The organism is Candidatus Defluviibacterium haderslevense (assembly GCA_016712225.1).
Classification (GTDB): domain Bacteria; phylum Bacteroidota; class Bacteroidia; order Chitinophagales; family Saprospiraceae; genus Vicinibacter; species Vicinibacter haderslevensis.
On the sequence record JADJRL010000003.1, the window covers coordinates 104,918 to 126,227 of the forward strand.

Here is a 21,310-nt window from a genome sequence, read left to right on the forward strand (position 1 = left end):
TGAATGACTTATTGATATTCTATTCATCATTGAACTTGAAATCCTGAAGTATATATTTTATTCTTAGAAATGCCTTTGAAAAAATAATTTCCTGAAGTTAAATTATGAATATCTATTTGTATTGGATGTTGATTCTTAAGTCCATGATTGAATTCCTCACTTCGAATCAATTTTCCAAACCCATCTATGATTTGATAGGCAATCAAAGGCTCTTTTCCAATTCCTAATCGTACAAATATTTTGTCTTGTGCAGGATTTGGAGAAATAATAAGGTCATTCGATGTTTGATAACCATCTTGCAATATCAGTTGATTACTTTGGATATTTTCAAATTGTTCGTCGAAGGCTTGAACTGTATATATCGCTGATCCAACAGGTACCGATTCATCTTCAAAACTTTGTTCGCATAAATAATCGGCTGTAGTTAATTGATCTACCGCGAGCACTTTGATCAATTTGAATTGTTGTTCTTGTTCCAGTTTTCTATATATTTTTACAAACTTCAAACAAAGACTTTGATCAGACTCCCAATTCAAATAATTAATATTCTGCTTTCTAAATCCTGATAATTTAATAGCATTATTTGCTTGATTATTTAACTCAAAAATTTGATCATTCCTTTCTTTTAATATGGTAGTCGTAACAAAATTATGATATATACCGGCTCCTATATCCTTAATAGTATCACACGAAGCTCCTTGCAAAACACCTGTGGTGTACAAGCCGAACATATCTTGTAAATCCGAATCATAAATTGGATCATTACCTTGGTGGTATGGCGAACTAAAGAACCCACTTAATGATTGAACTCGAAGGTAATATTTACCCGGTTTTAAACACATCGTGTAATAACCATCGTGAATAAATCGTGTAGCGTTGGAATAACTTCGTGTCGATTGTACAACAGCTCCAGTAGTTGCATCATGAATATAGAGTGTTAATCCATTGATACCATTTTCATTAAAGTCATAGATCCCATTTCTATTGAGATCTAGAAATACATATCCAAAAATGGGCACACATTTATACAATCCTAAATCCCATGTTCGATCATCTTCTCCACCCATTAACATGGTCATTTCTGTCGTTCCATTCCCATTAATGTGAGTAACATCAGAATCCAAGGTATCTGAATCAACATTAGCTGTAGTTATGGTCCAAGGTGTTGGTATTATGAATTTGATATAATATTTAGCAGGTTTTACGCCATCGAATAAATATTTTCCTTGTTTATTGGTTTGAGTAGATCTAACCAAAGTATTGTTCGCAGCATTATACAATTCAACATGAATACCTTCAATACCCTCTTCTCCCTGATCCATAGTTCCATTGGCATTTTTATCGTGCCAAACCATATCACCAATAGTTGCTTTAGTATCAATGCCTGCTACATCATGATCATCTTCATCTTGTTTGAATACCAATCCTCCGCCATTAATCCGATCATCATCGGGATTACCGGGAACAACAGCTCTTTCGTGTGGTGCATCAGATGCTGGCTTACTATCTGCATCTTGATCTCCGATTGGAATTAAATTAATATCCTTAACTGAAATGATTTCAGACCAATTGTAAGAATTAACAACACTGGAATCTTGCAAGACTAATAAATCAAGATAAACAGAATCTCGTTGACCCGGCAATAAAGTTTTTTTAAATGTATAGACTACATCTTTATTAGATATGGTCCAATTAGTGTTAATCGCTGGAAGAAATTGATAAGCTTTATTCAGATAATCTTTTATAGATAACTCCCCGCTAGTAACATTCCCTTGATTGAAGACTGTGATTTTAAATCTGGTAGTATCTCCTGCATTTCCTTTTTCTGCATTTACAATTTCTTTACGCAATGCAAAATCTACTAATTCAACAATGGCAGGATCACTATCATCTTCATCTGCTATCCCATCATTGTCTGAATCAAATCCGTCATCTGAAACGGCATTATCCGAATTGGAGTTGACATTACCTCCAACATCATTGATTTTTAAAATATCAAAAAATGAATCTATGTCTCTCGTATGGGATCTATTGGCTGTATCCACTGCATGGAATATTTCAGAATAATTTACCAAATCTAAGTTAGCTCCAAATTGAGTATTGACTACCAGCTTAATTGGAATAATCACACTATCCGATGGTAATAGCTTTCCGGACCAAATATATTGAGCCGTTTTGTTTATCGCATTATAGGTCCAGTTATTTTGATTGATCCAATTCAAACCATCCGGTAAATAATCTATAATGGACACTTGTGAAACTGCAATAAATCCTTGATTGTAAATGGTAATATTAAAATCTATTGTATCACCATATCGAACTATATTTTGGTTTGCTCTTACTTTTTTCAAAGCCAAATCTAATATGACAGGTTTGGCAGGATCATGATCATCTTCTTCTCCACCGCGATCTATAGAATAAATATCATTATCCTGCGGATTTCCTGGCTTAACATTTCGCTCAGCCTGCGAATCCGAAAGTTCCCTACTATCTATATCAAATCCAGTTCGAATCTGATTTAAAGAATTTTTTGAACCGGCAATTTCTGCATAATTAATCCATTCTTGTAATGGACGATTTCCTGGTTTTAAACGAAGATATAGTTGATATTGTGCACTGTCGCCTGGCAGAATTCTGGCATTGAATGTTCCATTAACCTGATTGCCATTGAGTACCCAATTTGAATTGACCATATTAAACTCCAATCCAGCCGGAATATAATCCACTATATTTACGGAACCGACTGTATCTGTACCTTGATTGAAAACTCGAATTACAAATTCCAATGTTTGATTCGGTAAATGTGGAGGTGGTGTATTTAGAATTTTCTTAAGTGCCAAGTCCCAGACATAAACTACTGCAGGATCATGGTCATCTTCATCAGTTATCCCATCCATGTTTAAATCATGACCATTATCTAATGTGTGATCATCCGTTATTGAATTCACAATACCTCCTGCATCGTTAATGAGTATGGTATCGCCGTCACTATCAAAATCTATGATTGAAATATTTACATTGTGTACTGTAAAAATGGATGCACTTGCCACTTCTGCAACATTAACCCAATCTTTTACTTTCTTATTGGGTAATAATTTCAAAACTATAAATAATTCAACCGAATCACCTGGATTTAAACTACCTTGAAAATCATAAAATGCCTTTCCCGAACTACTTGTCCATAGCAAATTATCCAATGGATCAAATTCGAGACCACTTGGAATGTAATCGACGATATTAAATCTCTTAGCAGCAACACTACCTTGATTAAAAACCTTAATTGAAAACGTAATATGATCATTATAAAAATAGGGTGGTTTGGTCACCACTTTTTTAGTTAATGCTAAATCAAAAAATAATGCTATAGCCACATCATGATCATCTTCATCATCATCCGGAATAAATTTACGTCTTCCTAAAAGATAATCATCAAATAGTTCGTAGGGTTTAACTACATTGTCATTCCTTCTGTTATCATCCGGAGTCGAATCATAGTCTTTAACCTGTTGGCCCTGATTACCTAAAAACGATGCAATTTCTGCGCTGTTAATAGCAAATTCCCGAATGCTTAAATATTTATTGACTCTAACTATGAAATCAATACTCATCGAATCTTGTGGCAATAAAGAATCAATGACAAATACAAAGGTACTGTCATTTCTTTTCGACCAATTAGTGCTTAGAATAGTGTCATACACATACGCCTTTGGCAAATAATCCACAATTTCTATATGGCGCGCCATTTGATTTCCCTGATTAAATACTGTCACCCTAAATCCCAGCTTGTCTCCTGTAAGAACCGGCACATTAGATAGGCAGGTTTTACGCAATGCTAAATCATAAATTTCGTAATCGCTACATACCGTATCACGCTGATCATCGATACCATCATTATTGATATCCATAAGTGATTCATTAAATAATCCATTTCCGGCCTCATATTCTCCAAGAGCATTTTTCTTACATACATGATAAACTTGGTCTCCTGAACTTCCTGGATTCAGATCAATGTGACTTACTAAAGTAACAAAAATACTGTCCACAGAAAATGGATTTAATATTTTATTTGATGCAAGTGTCCAACCATTCGGACCAGGATTATTATTTAATAATAGATTTAATCCATTATTGATTCTGAATTCAGCGTGTTCTATTTCAAGATCATCATCAAAACTTGGTTTGTCTTTTAGATGATAAGTTCCTGGTAACCCTCCTTTGTTGATAACTCGAATTAAATAATTGGTTTCTACTCTATCGTCAATTAAATAATTTTGACTTAATAGTGTTTTTTCATGCGTCAAGTAAGGTAAATCAGAACAAACGGTATCCCGCCTTTCAGATCTAAAGTCATTATTTAAATCTATAAACCCTACGTTAAATAATCCTTCTCCTGATCTGGAAATTGATGGATTGACAAATCCACATGGTCTATAGGTATTATTACCTAAACTTTGAGTTTCTAAATCTAATTCAACATCAATACTCAATACAAAAGTATCTTTTTTACCTGCCATGATCGTTCTATTAGAAGCAATAATCCAACCATTTAATGGCACTGCATTACTGAGTATACCATTTAATCCTACATTAGATTGATAACTTGCGTTAGTAATCGTTATGTCATCATCAAAACCAGGTTTATCCAATAAATTATAATTCCCATCAGCACCTCCTGTATTTCTTACTATTAATTGATATTTAATATTGTGTAATTTGACACCCTTCTGAGTATTTCCTAGAAATATTTTTTCTAAGGTAATAAATGGAATATCTGTACAACTGGTATCTATCACATCGATGGAACCATTCGCATCGAAATCCAAAAGGGCTCTGTTAAATAATCCTTCACCCTTAGTAGAAAAATTAGAATTTGCGGATCCACATTTTGTATAGACATTATTTCCAGACGATTCAGAAGAAAAATCCAAAGAAATGTTGATGGTGAATAAAATGACATGAGACACACCTGGGCCAATACTCTGATTTGTAACCAAAGTCCATGGCCCTGACCCTGTTAATGCATTACCTCCCTTATTTGGAATATTCGTTGTGAAAAACGCTGCTCCGATTTTAACATCATCATCGAAACCCGGATCGTCAATTAAATTATAAGTACCAACTTCAGTACCTTCATTTTTTACTTCTATTCTGTATACAATATTGTAAGATGCATCAGATTGGATAGCATTCGATTGCAGTACTTTTTTTACAGTCAATCTTGGTATCGGACATGTAGTTGGTGTTGTAAATAAGGAATCTAAACAATTTTTATTATCAACATCTCTTATAATAATTTTATACTTCGATACTCCATCTGATTTGAAATCTGCATTTGGGCCTCCTTCACCAACCAATATAGGAGTTCCATATGGTTGTGTTCCAATAATTTTATTATTAACTACAACTTCATAATTATTACTTAATCCAGCCTCAGGATTAGAAGCATTAATGAGTACTGCAAAATAATCATCTTGAGTATTATATAATGTACCATTGTTGTTACATTCTGTTTGAAAAAATTGGTTGACACTCAATGCACAACAGTCAATGACTTTAAGTTTAAAATAACAGTATTGTCTTATTGTATCTCCGTTAACATTTACTCCAATAAAATAATAGGCTTCATAGGAATCTTGTAACCCTAAGGATGTTTTATCCAAAATTAGTTTTTGTAAATTCCCTTGAAGCGTATGAGTGGTTGAATCATACCATGCATAATAAACGAGATTAGGAACCGCATTAAACTCAACTTGTGATTCTCTATTTCCGCAAATACTAAAATCATTCATACAACACGGTGCTGGTTGATTAAATGCGTCATTAATTTGCAATAATACTGATGGATCATTGACATAATAAATTTTAATATTAACGTTTTGTGTGCCTTTGGTTTCTATATTGTTTAAAACAACTTGAATAGGGCCATCGGGTACTGCTGCGAATCTTCTTTTTTCACCTGTTGACAATTCCACGATAATATCTCCTATAGGACCATTGACGGCATTTATTGAAAGACTTAAATTAAAACTGTTCGTTATGGCATCACAAGAGCCCACATTCAAAACAGGATTTTCAAAATGCCCATCAATCAATGAATAAAATCCAAAATCAAATGAATGATCATTGGATCCATTGAGATTGGTTTGAAATGTTGAGACGATATCATTACCAATTATAATCGTCCCGTTATTGTCAATTTTTGGAAGATGTAAATAAGGAGAAACTGCCATTTTTACCAGGTAGGCTCCATTGGACATTTGACTGACATAATTAGGTATTCTGATGCTAAATGTATCACTCTCATTTAAATCCTTAATCCCATAAATAAAAGCATTCGGGTAATCATTCTGTGAGGGATTGTTATCGTTTGAAAAAATATAGTTACCATTTTTATTGGTAATTGCTGATGCTATAACTGTATTATTTTTTAGCAATTGTATCGATATGTTTGCTAGTGGTGGTTCAATAGGATCTTGAATACCATTTCTGTTGAGATCTTTCCACACATAATTTCCAATTTCAATAGGTGCGGGTTTAGATCGCACTTTCAAGTCTCCCAGTCCATTTGACTTTCCTAAAAAAAGTGTAAAATCTGGAGGAATGATTTGAAAACGCTTATTCCAATTACCATTTTTATTATCCAAATGCAATACACCATTACTAAAAAAACCATAGGGTGCCATAGCTGATGTAATCATATTGCCGTATCCAGGACTATAGGCCAAAGCACCGTTAGCACTTTCTGCCTCTAAAGTAGCACCATTTATATCTAAGGCATTATCACCGTGATAGTATTCACCTCCATCAGGTCCAAATCCAGTGTTTCTACCATCTGTTTGTATGACACCATCAGATGCATTTTGTTCGATTTCATATTTATGTGTTACAGAATTATAGGTACTTCGCAAAACGTCACCTAATGATATTACAGAGTAGGCAGGATGTCCCGAAGTATTTTCTTGATTAAATCCACCTTGCATTCCTAATCTATCCATGATTCCTACGACCATATGATCATCACCATCAAATTCGATGTCGCTCAAAATAGCCTGGGCATGATCACAGTATCCAAAATTACTTTGTTGCCATAGAGGATCCCATGTATCAACCCAAGGTAAAAAACTTGCTTTTATACCATAGGATTTATAATCCAAACTAAAACTCAATACATTTGAAAAAGTCTTGACTGCCGGATCAAATTCATAAACATTTGCATTAAGATCTGCAGTGGTGGCATTTAATCCAGAACCATCACAAACTACACCAACATAAAGTTTGCCCCGATGCATTTTTACGGCCCAGGGTCTATATGTACCACGGTTACAATTTGGATCAGGAATGGCAAATGAATCTACATCATTGATATCAGGTTGCTCAAATGGATTATTAATAAAAATAGAATATAATTTCTTAGTATACAAACTGATCAAATAAAGCGTTTTTCCATCTTCACTAATATCTATACCACCATAACCAATCTTACCAATATGACTAAATGCTAACGAATCAGCGGATAATAATGGAAAACTCGTTGGTAGATGCCTGGCTGTATTACTCAAAAAGGATCCACTTGGAATCCCTATGGTATTGAGATCCATTGAAAAAATGATACTGTCTTTTTTTCCTTGGATTAAATATAGTCCCCCATATCCTTTAGGTCCAATACCTGCATGACGTTTCAAAATAGCTGTCGTAAAAACGATATCTGTGTTTTTTTGGTGGGCTACACCCCAACATGCACCGATTTGTTTTCCAGTTGCTAATTTAGTTAGATTGTTAGCTGTTCCTCCTTGTGCTAGAGGTACAATATTATTGTAGTTCTGACCTCCATTGTTATAATCCCAATTTACGAATGCGTCAAAATCTTTGTTTATGGCAGTAGGGTCCTGAGGATTACCAATGACATAACACGGTGCAAATAATTCAGGATTCTTAGTATAATCCTGAGGATAATTCACTCCAAAAGATACGAACTCCTTATTCTGATAAATAAACTGAACAGAGGATTTAGACCCCACTCCAACAGTATTCACAGCGCCATCATAATCGAAGACCTTAGAATAATTAAATTCTATTCTGTAAGGTTGTGAAATTGAAGGATTTAATGTAAAATACCCTTTTGCGTTAGATGTTGTTAAAAGAATTGCCCCGGTCCGATCGGTCAAACGAACTTCAACGTTCTTTTCACCTGGTTCAAAATACTCTGCTGTAGAATCTCTTAGTCCATTGGCATTATAATCTCTAAAAACGATACCCGTTATCTGAGCCCTCAACATACTACATAATGCAAAAAAAATGAGTATGGTATACTTAAATTGTTTCATGGAATTGGAGTTAACTAGTACTCCACAAGCAAATTTGGTGCCAACAAGCCTGTTTTTAAAAATAATTAAAATAATAATATTATATTTATTGTATTGATTTTCAAACAAATATGAAATACATTAAAAATAAATTTAATGTATTTTGACAATAAAAAAATTAAAAAATTTCGTTCACTTTTAGGCCCTGAATCGCAATATTCTATTGAACCCTGGAACAAATTGGATAGAACATTTGAAAGTTAAAGTTCAAATATGAAATCACACAAAATTAAAATAAAGGTTTTTCTGATTCAGTGGTTGAATCTTTGTATAGCTAAGTATAATTTGGATCTAAAACCGGACATAATTAACCGGATTAACCGATGATCCATTATACCATAACTCAAAATGGAGGTGCGGGCCTTCCGTTAAAGTTCCAGTATTACCTATTATAGCGATCACTTCTCCAGCTTTAACATGTGCCCCAAATCTTTTCAACAAAGCCGAATTGTGCTTATATATAGATACAATATTATTATTGTGTTGTATTGCAATGGTATGGCCATTCTCAACACTCCAATCTGATTGAATAATAGATCCCGCTAGGGTCGCTTTGATCGGAGAATTGGCGGGAGCAATGACATCAATTCCATAATGCTCCTTTTCCGGTTTATATGCAGCACCTAAGGTGCCTCGAAGGGGTGTTACAAAATTGATTTCATTTAATGCCATAGCAAAATTGGGTTCTTTACGAATACTGATGTTGCGGTTGGGAAGTATGGCTTTTTGATTTGAACTATTATTATTGGTCTCAAAGGCAATTCTTAGTAGTGAATCTTCCTTAATTTTTTGTACCGGATTGGCCACCTCTTGTCTAATATTCACATCCTTGGTAGCTTCCTGGATGGATTCAGGATTTCCGGTTAACATGCGTCTGATACTTGCCATATAGGTATCCTGAGATCGAACTTCATTTTCCAAAGACTCAATTTTCCTTTCCAGAACGATATATTCACTTTGATTCTTCACATCTCCATACCCTGGGATATATTTTTTAAACGGTGTCAGGATGATTAATAAAAACAATAATATTCCTACAAAAACGACGATTGAACTAGCTAAAACATAGATATTCAATAAAGTAACTTTGTAGCTACCCAATTCCTCAAAAGTATCCTCATTGCGAAGAATAAACAAAAATCGCTTCGCCAAGTGATCTAATATTTGTTTTTTAAGCTTTTTCCAGTCAAATACCATTATTATTATTGCTATTTTTAAAATAAATTTGCCCCAAAATCGGTTATATACTGTCTTTATTAATATTGAATGATCTGAATTACATGAAAATATCTCAAAAATACATCTTTACTCTAATTATTGGACTAATTGCCTTAATATCCTGTGTTAGTCACAAAAAAAAGGGCGAAAGTTCTCGTTTAAGTAAATTCTATCACAACACTACGGCCAAATATAATGGTTACTTTAATGCCAACGAACTTCTTGGAGAGACTATTTTAAGATTAAACCAAAATCATAAAGACAATTATGCACAATTGTTGCCCATCTTTCCATACAATGCCGTTGAAAATGTAGATGCTGAAAAAAGTAATTTAGATAAAATCATCCAAAAAGCCTCTATTGATATAACCCTTCACAAAAAGAGCCGATGGGCTGATGATTGCTATTTGTTACTTTGTAAATCGCAATACTTAAAAAAAGACTATGAAACTGCAGAAAGTTCGTTTAAATATGTATTAGATGAATTCACACCCAACAATCTTTTTAATAAAGACAAGTCAAAAAAGACTTTAATTAAAGACAAAAAGAAAACGAGCGAGGATAAAAAGAAAGCAGAAAAAAAAGCTAAAGAGGCAGCTAAGAAAAAAGCTCAGGATAAAATAAAAGCCAGAGAAAAAGCTAAAAAACAAGCACTCAAAGATAAAAAAAATCATAAGACTCCAAACAAACCAACAGAAACTATAGAAACCATATCGGAACCTTTACCAAGTGTTGATAGAAAAGATAAAGAACCTAAATTAAATAATGTCGGCTCAAAACTTTTTCCACATACTCCAGCTTTTTGGGAAGCCACGATTTGGGCTGCAAAAAATTTAACAGAACGCGCAAAGTATTATGAATCAGAACAACTTCTAAGAAATATCGCGAAAGATCCCAATACACCGAAATCAATATATGGCGATTTGTATGCTACATTAGCCAATAATTTCGTTCGTCAAAAAAAATTCGATCAAGCGATAGAAGCATTAATTTTAGCGACTCAATATACCAAACCGAAAAAAACTAAAGCCAGGTATGCCTACATTTTAGGACAGTTATACCAACAAAACAGTAGGCCAATTGCATCAGATGAGTACTTTACTCAATGCACTAAATTGAGACCAAGCTATGATATGAATTTGCATGCAAAAATGAATCTATTATTAAATAAAGCTCAATCAGGTACACCATTAGAGGATGTCATCAGTCAACTCAATAAATTAAAAAAAGATTCCAAGAATACTGATTATGTTTCTGAAATTAATTTTACAATTGCTCAGATCTATTATAAAGAAAAAAAGCTTCCTGAAACAATTGATTACCTCAATGCTTCACTTTGGGATCCATCCGCAAAACCAAATCAAAAAGCTTCATCTTATCTGTTATTAGCAGAAATAAATTTTGAAAATCAAAATTATTTGAAATCAAAATATTATTACGACAGCACTTTACAATCACTTCCAAAAAATGATGAAAGAAAATCGCTGGTAAGCAAAATGAAGAACAATTTGGATGATATAGCCAAACAAATTGAAATCATTACTTTGCAAGATTCATTAATTAAAATTGGATCGCTATCGGTAAAAGAACGCAGAGCATTAGCTATTCAAATAAAAAATGAAGCCAAGGCTAAACTTGTAAAACCACAAATCGACCGTCAAGCCATGGAATTTAATCAGTTTCAGCCTTTTGGAGCTGACGGAGTGAATAACAAATTTGATGCTTTTCAGGATACCCGAAATGGCAATGCTCCAAATTCAGGTAATCCAAAAGCGAGTAACTTTTTTGCTTATGACCAACGAACTTTAAATCGAGGACGTGGTGAATTCGAACAAAATTGGGGCCAACGAACCTTAGAAGACCATTGGAGGAGGTCTAATAAAACTTCTTTCAATTTTGATATAGCCGCTACTGAAGAAACCACTGAGGAAACAAAAGATTCACTTGAAGCTGACTTAGCCAATATACTCAAAGACATACCCGATGATCCTAAAAAACTTGCTGAAGCCCATGGCAAAATTCAATCGGCAATGTTTCAATTAGGCGTATTGTATAGAGAAAAATTGGAAAACTTTCAAAAATCCAAAACAACTCACACGGATCTTTTAGAACGTTATCCCAAGACTGAGCGCAAACCAGATGTATTGTATTATTTATATTTAAATTGCTTAGATCTCAATGATCCTGGATGCGCTGCATCCTATACAGATAAAATCATTCGCGAGTTTCCTGAAACGAATTACGCAAAGTCGCTAAGTGATACGAATTATGTAAAAGCCTTAAGTGTGTCTGTTGATGTCATTGCAGATGGTTACCAAAAAGCTTATCAATCGTACAACAATCATCAATATGAACAGGCTTTTACCGAATTGCAAATTATTAAAACAAAAATGCCTCCAGGACATCCATTAATGCCTAAGGTAGCTTTGCTCAATGCTTTTTGCTCGGTATACAACAACCAAAATAAAGATGTATATATTAATGCACTCAAAGACGTTGTAGCGCAGTTCCCGGGGACTCCAGAAGAAATCAAAGCCAAGGAAATGATTCGATTTTTAAAAGGTGATCAAGATGCTTTTATTACAGTTACCAGTCAAGAAATCGAAAAAGCACAATTCAAAATGGAAGACGAAAACGTACATTTTGTTTTTGTTTTATTATTCGATCCACCAGCTAAGCAAACCGATAAGGCAAAAATTGCCATTTCTGATTATCACCAAAAATACCATAAACCGGAAAATTTAAAAATGTCCAGCCTTGAATTTGATGTTGAAAAAAACACCAGCCTTATACTGATTAGAAAATTTGACAATCGAAATCAAGCTATGAAGTATTACAATGGAGTTCAACGTAAATCCAATGAATTTATTCCGAATATAACTAACTATGAAATTTTTGCTGTAACGCAAAATAATTACAGAGAAATTCTCAGGCTCAAATCCGTAAAAGAATATCAGGCTTATTTCAATGAAAATTATTTAAACAAGAAAGGTTAATTCATTACATGATTTGAGTAATGGTGTAATAACTACTGAAATTCACGTTAAACTAGAGTTTCAAGTTTAATTTAAATCATCTAACAATGCATCAAGGGCATCAAAATCACAAATACCAGTGATTTCCTCGTGTCCGGGATCTACCATCCATCCAAGATTTCCATTAATTTCATGAAGATGATATGCATCTTTAACAAGAACAATTGCTACTTTTTTCTGCACATCACTCAATTGATCAAATTGTTCTTTTGTTTTCCTAAAAATAAACGGATTTTCTTCATGATCTACAAGATCAATTTGGTTTGGTCCGGATATCAAGAAAGAAGGTTTGATAAAAATGTCATCTAATATGCTGTAAGATTGATTGTGCAAGGTCTCTAAATGTTCTGTGAATCCAATGAGCTTAGGGCCTTCAATCCAATTGCGCAATTGATTGATAAAATATTCATTTTGAACAACATCTCTGCTATCCAAATCAATTCCAATATAATCCAAATCCCGAGCAGCTAAATAACGTGCAACAGTCAAATCTTGCACCGGGTAAGCAATAATTATTTTTTTCATGAAAACAAATTTAAGGTAGGATTAGGGTTTTTAATTTTAAACGTCATCCGGTGGTGTTGGGTAAATCCATGCATTAATATTGCAGATCTGTGTTCAGCAGTGGGATAACCCTTATTTTTTTTCCAATTATACCAAGGAAATTCATGATGAATTGTATTCATAAATTCATCACGATAGGTTTTGGCTAAAATTGAAGCAGCTGCTATACTTTGATACAGGGCGTCTCCTTTGATAATTGCCACTTGCGGTATTTCTAGATGAGGTATGGTTTTATTGCCATCTACCAAAACCAGGGCAGGTAAACAGGATAGTTGACTTACACTTAACAACATAGCCCTTAAACTAGCCTGCAAAATATTAATGAGATCTATTTCTCCAGGTCCAATGAATTGAACTGCATAAGAAAGCGCCTTATCTTCAATTTCAGGTCTTAATGCATCCCGCTGTTGTTCATTGAGTTGCTTACTATCATTGAGCCTTAGAATTGGTCGACCTGGATTTAGTATGACTGCTGCTGCGACTACGGGTCCGGCAAGACATCCACGACCAGCTTCATCACAACCCGCTTCACATGTAATATTTTTGTAATATGATTTTAAATTCACTTTATTATATCGGACAAATGACTATATTTGCCGTCGCAAAAGTAAAATATTTTTATGAGGTCTCAGTCAAGCTGGTTTTTCCTATTTCTATTATTTCCTTTTTTCATAAATAGTCAATCCCACAACCACAAAACTAAAATAAACCTTAACGGAAAAACGATACAAGACCTTCAAAAAACAGGAATTGCCTTTGATCATGGTACTTATATTCCGGGTGTTAGTTTTACTGGTATTTTTAGTCACGAAGAATTAGAAAAATTAAGCTCCCAAGGATTCCAAACTGAAATTATTCTGGACCAAATACTTTCTCCAAGACAATCTCCGGTATCCTGTGATCCTAAAATATCCAATACACCTAATTATCCACTTCCATTAAATTATCCATATGGATCCATGGGGGGATTTCCAACCCTTCAGGAAATGAATGAAAACCTGGACTTAATGCATGAATTATATCCTAAATTAATTTCCGAGAGAAAACCGATTGGAAATTTCAGGACTTTCAATAATCATACAATTGATGTTATAAAAATATCTGATAATCCGAATGTTTTAGAAGAAGACGAACCGGAGATCTTGTACACAGGATTGCACCACGCTCGAGAACCACTTAGTATGTCTCAGTTGTTGTATTATATGTGGTACTTATTAGAAAATTATGAATACAACCCTGAAATTCGAACACTGGTAGATTCAAGAGCATTGTATTTCGTGCCTTGTATAAATCCTGATGGATATGAATATAATGAGCAAACCAATCCTGATGGTGAAGGTTATTGGAGAAAAAACAGAAATCCTAATTTTGATGGGATAGGAAGTGATCTTAACAGAAATTACGGATACCAATGGGGATTTAACAATAATGGCTCATCCAATAATGGAACCTCTGATGTATTTAGAGGTGAAAGCTCTTTTTCAGAAGTAGAAACCAGAGCTATAAAATATTTGTGTGAACAACATGAATTTAAAATTGCATTGAATTACCATACATTCGGAAATCTACTTATTATACCTTGGGGTTACTCAAACGTATCCACACAAGATTCTTCACAGTTTAATGCATTAGCTCAATTATTTACACAACATAATCATTTCACTGTAGGTACATCATTTAATACTTTAAATTATGAGGTAAACGGTGTCTCTGATGATTGGATGTATGGTGACACTAAAACAAAAAATAAAATTTTTGCTTTTACACCTGAGGTTGGTCCTTCTTTTTGGCCGAATAGAGTTGATATTTTACCATTGAACAAATCAACTCAATTCATGAATGTCATGGCAGCCTGGAATGCAGGGGCATATGCTGACCTAGAAGATTTCTCACCCACTAACCTCAATACGGATGCAGGCACCTTGAATTTATTAGTCAAACGTTCAGGTATAGAAAATGCCACTATCAATATACTTTGTACATCTAATTTTTCAGGATTGGTTTTTGACACCAATCCGATAGATATGTATGTAGATGCCGGCAGCTCTAAAATGACGGACATCAATTATCACTTCAATTCGACTCCAAATATTGGAGACAGTATCGAATTGTCATTCAAAATTACCACCGGCAATTTTTCCAAAACTTTGGTTGTAAAAAAATTATATGTTGGCAAACCTATTTGGTCTGAATCATGTGAAAATATCAATCAATGGTATGCCCCAAGCAATAATCCATTTGTTTTATCAAATAAAAATTTTACATCTTCACCCAGTTCCTATACTGATAGCCCCGGCTCTAATTTAATTCCAAATAGAAAATACAAATTAAAAACGGTATTTCCAATCGACTTGACCCGTGCTAAAAATGCATACTTAAGTTTTAATGCGGCCTGGGATTTGGACATTGAAGGAGATTTTGCCCAAATTCAAGTATCTGCTGATGGAGATAATTTTGATCCTGTTTGTGGAAAATATTCGGTAGCAGGAGGCGCTTTTCAAGATTTAAATAATCCTGTTTATACTGGACTTCAAAAACAATGGGTCTCAGAATGGATCAATTTAGATAAATATAAAGGGAAGAGTATTTATCTTCAAATTATTATGAATACCAATCAGAGCGAATTCCCACATGATGGATTCTACATAGATGACATTAAGGTATTCTCAACATCGTTGACAAATAGCTCAGATTTAAATACTGAAATTATTAGTTTATATCCTCAACCTGCAAGACATCAAATTTTTATTCATACCCGTGGATCCATTGATTGTACCCGATTACAATTAGAAACACTTGATGGTAAAAGTGTAAGAGCAAATTGTCAAGGTTCATCAAATGAATATCGAATAGATGTATCGAATTTAAACAGTGGGGTTTATTGTCTTAAATATTATACCCAATCAGGTCATAGGGAAGTTCATAAAGTCATCATCCAATAATATTAACATGCAAGAATTATGGTCCAAACTCGAATTAGATAATAAAAATTCGGGAGCTTGGAGTGGTACAACTTCATACCACCCTACTGATTTTATTACTTCAATGTCTCCTGTTGATGGGAAAATCATTGGACATGTTGGCATTTGTCAACATTCAGATTATGATAACATAATCAACAGATCACAAGAAGCCTTTTCAGTATGGAGGAATATACCTGCACCAAAACGTGGAGATTTTGTCAGACAATTAGGAGATGAGCTCAGAAAGCACAAAGAACATCTTGGTCAATTGGTCTCTTATGAAATGGGCAAGAGTCTTCAAGAGGGACTTGGCGAAGTTCAAGAAATGATTGATATCTGTGATTATGCTGTAGGACTCAGCAGGCAGTTATATGGCTTGACGATGCACTCAGAAAGACCTGAACACAGAATGTATGAACAATGGCATCCACTTGGAATTGTAGGGATCATATCTGCATTCAATTTTCCTGTTGCCGTCTGGGCATGGAATGCTGCCCTGGCTTGGGTTTGCGGTAATGTTGTCCTATGGAAACCTTCTGAAAAAACACCACTTTGTTCTATCGCAGTTCAAAAAATAGTCAATCGAATCCTAAAAGCCAATGAGCTTCCAGACGGATTATGCAGCTTGGTAAATGGAGATTTTCACGTTGGTGAATGGCTGACCAAGGATACCCGAATTCCACTGATATCTGCTACTGGGTCCACTAAAATGGGTCGAGCTATTGGTGTAGAAGTAGCCAATCGTTTTGGAAAATCAATATTAGAACTTGGTGGTAACAATGCTATTATTATTACACCCAGTGCAGATCTTAAATTGGTCTTACCAGCTATCGTATTTGGTGCAGTTGGTACTGCAGGACAGCGATGCACTTCTACACGCAGATTAATTATACATCATTCGATATACCATGAAGTAAAACTAGTTTTATCTAAGGCTTACCAACAATTAAACATTGGGAATCCCTTGCTTGCTACTTCTCACTTAGGGCCACTTATTGATCAACATGCAGTTCAATTATATCTCAATAGTATTGAGGCTATAAAACAACAAGGCGGTCGATTTATTATAGAAGGTGGTGTGTTAGATGGTCCAGAGTATACAAGTGGATGTTATGTTAAACCATGTATTGCTGAAGTTGCGCATGATTTACCCATAGTTCATCATGAGACTTTTGCACCCATATTATATTTGATGACATACACCAACTTAGATGAAGCTATATCTATCCAAAATAGTGTACCTCAAGGTTTGTCTTCCGCTATAATGACTGAACATATGCGCGATGCGGAAATGTTTCTTTCAGCCTCAGGTTCTGACTGCGGTATTGCCAATGTCAATATTGGAACTTCCGGTGCAGAAATTGGAGGCGCATTCGGAGGAGAAAAAGAAACTGGTGGCGGTAGAGAATCAGGTTCCGATGCCTGGAAAGCATACATGAGACGACAAACAAATACCATTAGTTATAGCAAGAAACTAACTCTGGCTCAAGGCATAAGTTTTGATTTCTAAAATTATGAACCAAGTTTAACAGATCGGATAAGACCGGTTAATCTAGCACAAATCATATTATAAAATTTATTAATATCTTCTGAAACATTAAACAGTAAGATGGGTGGTAAAAACAGAACCATCCATAGTAAACTTTTAATGGTAACATTTATAGCAGCAGATACAAAACTATGGTCCTCTATGTGAACATTAATAAAACGTGTTAACCAATAGGTCAGACCTGAAGATACCAATATGATCCCAATGGCATAACCTGTGGAATTCGTAAATGGCTGAATTTTTAATTTTGCATAAATATAAATAAAACGGCTTGCATTGAATAAGATCAAACTTATAAATGCAGATACGGCCACACCTTTAATTCCGTAATGCAGGATAAAAAAATAGTTTGAAAAAATACAAAAGACAGACACGATCAACAAACTATATAAACTGAACCAATAGTATTTTGAATAAGCTATGATCTCAGAATTACAACCTGTCATCATATCAATAATTCGTCCGATACCCAAGAACAGAACAATATAAATAGCTTTATCATATCCTTGATTCTCAGGCAACAACTGAAGCAGATCATCAAAACTAATGAGTAATAAAACAAATATGAATGAGCCGATGATCATATTATTCAATGAAGTCTGTTGATAATATTTTAAGACTTCGTGCCATCTTTTAAACCGAATGGCCTTAGCAAGTAAAGGCGTGACAACAGCCATTATAGACAGATAAGGCACTGAAATAATACTAATGATGTAATATCCTATATTAAAGATGGCCACATCCTGTTGGCCATTAATACCTGCCAGCATTAAAGTATCAATGTAATTTACTATGGTCGAAAAAGAATTTCCAAGTATACCTACAAAACCAAAAATCAACATTTTTTTATAGACCCTTTTTGTGATCGGGCTCAATTTAAATTCAAACTTGAATTGCTGGATATATATCACATATCCCCAAATAAACAATGCAGCCATTCCGACCAACATGGCAAAAAGTATAAAATAAGTATTAAAGGAAATGAAATTAAACGCAAATAATAAAATCAAGATCGTATTTCCTAACCTTGGTAATATTTCTGCTACAGATCGAGGAATGATCGTTTTTAAATGCAAGGCGCAATAATTGGTTCCCAGGCCTGTAATTAAAGTAAAAAATGTAGTTAAATAAATTAAAAATAAATATTCTTTAAAGGGTGGACATTTCTCAAAAATGCTAAAGAATACAACATCCTGAAAAATAAATGTAATCCCTGTAGTCAGAAAAAATCCTGCCATGGGCAACAATAAAACGATGAATAAAAAATCCGTAGCGTTTCTTTTGGAGTAGATTGGAAAGAAACGATACATGATTGGAGTGGCTCCTAAATCTGAAAATATAGTTAACACATATGAAATGACAATGATGGTTCTGGTCATTCCTATTTGTTCCGGTGTAAAAAAACGCGGCATCAGAATGATCAGGTTAAGATACCCAATAAGCATTCCAAAGTAAATCAATATGGAAGAGCGCAAACTTTGCGAGCGTACTATACCCATGAAATATTATTAAGAACCACTCAATTAAAACTTAATCATTTTCAAAGTTAATCTCTATTTCTATTCAATTTATTTATAATAAAAAAGCTTACCTGAATGAGGTAAGCTTTTTTATTTTTCAAATACAAAGTATCAAGAATTTACTTAATCACACTGAACATTTTTGTTTTTGTTCCTTCTTGTGTAGAAACTCTGATAAAATATTCACCTGACGCCAAATTCAAAGTAGAAAGTGATATTGTTTGATTCAAAACACTCTTGTGAGGTTCGAAATTCAATACTTTACCATTCATATCGAATAATGTAATATTGGCATCAGTAGCTTTTCCAAATTTTACATTAAATTTTACTTCATTATTCTGAACTGGATTAGGTGATATGTTTAACACAGATTCATCTAACGGATGATCATCAGTTTTGGTTATTACACCAATAGACAATCTTAATACTGGTGCATCACCATCAGGCCAAGACTCTAACCAATATCCTTCATTATCGATTACAGGAACAGCAAAAGGATGTCCTTCATAATTTTTCTCTAAGCTAGCAGCGTGAAAATGCCAACTATCCGGATCATCACTTGGTTCTTCAGGATGTGAACATGTTAAAAAATATCTGGTATTTGCAGCAAGTTCTATATCAGTTCCCTGATCATTTTTCAAAGGAACTTGAAACAAGGTAAATGAAGACTCATTGGTTCCGGTAAAGGCTTGATTTGCTATAGCTTCTATTGAAGTACTGGCTAATCCTTTTTCTCTATCAAAATTTAAAAAATTAGGGCTCACTTCATCCTTGATTTTATAAAACCCAATATTGGTAGTATAACCATTAATGCTTGCTTTTCTTCCTACTGCAAAAGCCATTTCTACATTGGTCACTTTAAATCTGTCATTGTTCGTCCAACAATTTGGAGTTCTATATTGACTGGCAACTACAAATGCTGTTCTTTCATTAGCTCTTACACCTGTGCGAATGCCTGGTTCACGACTATAGCTATTTACTGTAATTTCAAATGAATCCGTTCTTACGTTATCATTTGGATTATAATCAGGAGTGTTTCCACCATTGAAAGTCCAACGAATGTAATACTTACCAAAATCCAAATTATTTGGGATAAAAGTCTTGTTGGTCTTAATGGTGATATTATCATCAGTAGGATCCATGTTAGCTACTTGCGTTTCATCAGTAAACAAAACGGTAGTTCTATCTTTATCCAGAATTTCAACTTTGAATAATGCATTTTTTTGAGCTGATTTTCCTAAATTACTAACCGTAGTTGAAAATTTGAACTCATCATTACAAATTTGTGATTTAGGTTGCGCATAAGTAAATGGGAAATAGTATGGGGTAATTAACGCTAAATCATTATCCGGTAGCTCAATTAAAGTTACATCATCAATTGTCCAAAAATATCCATCTCCTTCAAAAACAAATCGGAATTGCATTTTGGATTTAAGAGCTGCTGCAGAAGTGATGTCTACCACTCTCTTATTGTTTCTAAAAGTACCCGTACCATAACGTACTTCTTCATTAACCGGAAATGAAGTCCAGGTTTTTCCTTCATCAGAAGTCACCTCTATAGTACATGTAGAAGTGTAATTCTGATAATATTGGTAAAAAGCAAGAGATACACTGCTAAATGTAGAGCAATCAATAACCGGACTCACTAAAGCACCTTTGTGTGGTGCTGGTGCTGATCCATTACCGTCATTGTCTGCAATACCACCATTATCTAAAAAATCAGAATCAAATATCGCTGCACCATCTGCAGAACTCGGAGAAATAATGCTTCCTGACAAATCTGAATAATAACCCTTACTTGTACCGGATGCCGAATATGTCCAAAGTGCTTTACCTGCTGAAGAACCTAATTCTATTGTTGTCCAAGCTCCTAGGCCATTTGCAAAAGTAGAATTTGGGTCATTTGGTCCACCCCACAAAACAGCCTGTGCGCTAAGCTGAAAACCAACTAATACACTCATTAATAACAGTGTTCCTAATCTTTTCATATTTAAATTTTAACTATTTTTTATAAAGGTTTAAAGGTAACAAATTATTTAAAAACATAATAAGGTAAATATTATTTTAACTTATAACATAATATACTAATTTATAATAT

Annotated in this window: 9 protein-coding genes; 3 read left to right on the forward strand and 6 right to left on the reverse strand. The window is 34.2% G+C overall.

Annotated features, from left to right (window positions below):
* Nucleotides 1-26: 26 nt before the first annotated feature.
* Both IPK88_00715 and IPK88_00720 read right to left on the reverse strand, forming a co-directional pair.
* The gene (locus IPK88_00715) at nt 27-8,324 is read right to left on the reverse strand and encodes a hypothetical protein (protein MBK8241918.1); all 8,298 of its coding nucleotides are present in this window, start codon (nt 8,322-8,324) and stop codon (nt 27-29) included.
* A gap of 330 nt (nt 8,325-8,654) precedes the next feature.
* Entirely contained in the window at nt 8,655-9,560 is a 906-nt protein-coding gene (locus tag IPK88_00720) for a M23 family metallopeptidase (protein MBK8241919.1), read from the reverse strand.
* Between the two features lie 83 nt (nt 9,561-9,643).
* Between IPK88_00720 and IPK88_00725 the strand changes: the two genes are divergently transcribed.
* A complete protein-coding gene (locus IPK88_00725; protein MBK8241920.1) occupies nt 9,644-12,577 on the forward strand; it encodes a hypothetical protein in 2,934 nt (977 codons plus the stop codon).
* Nucleotides 12,578-12,643: 66 nt separating this feature from the next.
* On the opposite strand, the gene IPK88_00730 is transcribed toward IPK88_00725, so the two are convergent.
* Together IPK88_00730 and IPK88_00735 are read right to left on the reverse strand one after the other, a co-directional pair.
* Nucleotides 12,644-13,141, reverse strand: coding sequence for a hypothetical protein (locus IPK88_00730; protein ID MBK8241921.1), 498 nt, complete (start codon nt 13,139-13,141; stop codon nt 12,644-12,646).
* Entirely contained in the window at nt 13,138-13,746 is a 609-nt protein-coding gene (locus tag IPK88_00735) for a ribonuclease HII (protein ID MBK8241922.1), read from the reverse strand. The genes IPK88_00730 and IPK88_00735 overlap by 4 nt, the downstream gene beginning before the upstream one ends.
* 54 nt (nt 13,747-13,800) lie before the next feature.
* Between IPK88_00735 and IPK88_00740 the strand changes: the two genes are divergently transcribed.
* Nucleotides 13,801-16,122, forward strand: coding sequence for an immune inhibitor A (locus IPK88_00740; GenBank protein ID MBK8241923.1), 2,322 nt, complete (start codon nt 13,801-13,803; stop codon nt 16,120-16,122).
* Nucleotides 16,123-16,129: 7 nt separating this feature from the next.
* Nucleotides 16,130-17,653, forward strand: coding sequence for an aldehyde dehydrogenase family protein (locus IPK88_00745; GenBank protein ID MBK8241924.1), 1,524 nt, complete (start codon nt 16,130-16,132; stop codon nt 17,651-17,653).
* 2 nt (nt 17,654-17,655) lie between these two features.
* Here the strand turns inward: IPK88_00745 and IPK88_00750 are convergent, their stop codons facing one another.
* A complete protein-coding gene (locus tag IPK88_00750; GenBank protein MBK8241925.1) occupies nt 17,656-19,191 on the reverse strand; it encodes an oligosaccharide flippase family protein in 1,536 nt (511 codons plus the stop codon).
* Nucleotides 19,192-19,331: 140 nt separating this feature from the next.
* On the reverse strand, nt 19,332-21,200 hold the full coding sequence (locus IPK88_00755) for a T9SS type A sorting domain-containing protein (GenBank protein MBK8241926.1): 1,869 nt from the start codon (nt 21,198-21,200) through the stop codon (nt 19,332-19,334).
* Nucleotides 21,201-21,310: the final 110 nt, after the last annotated feature.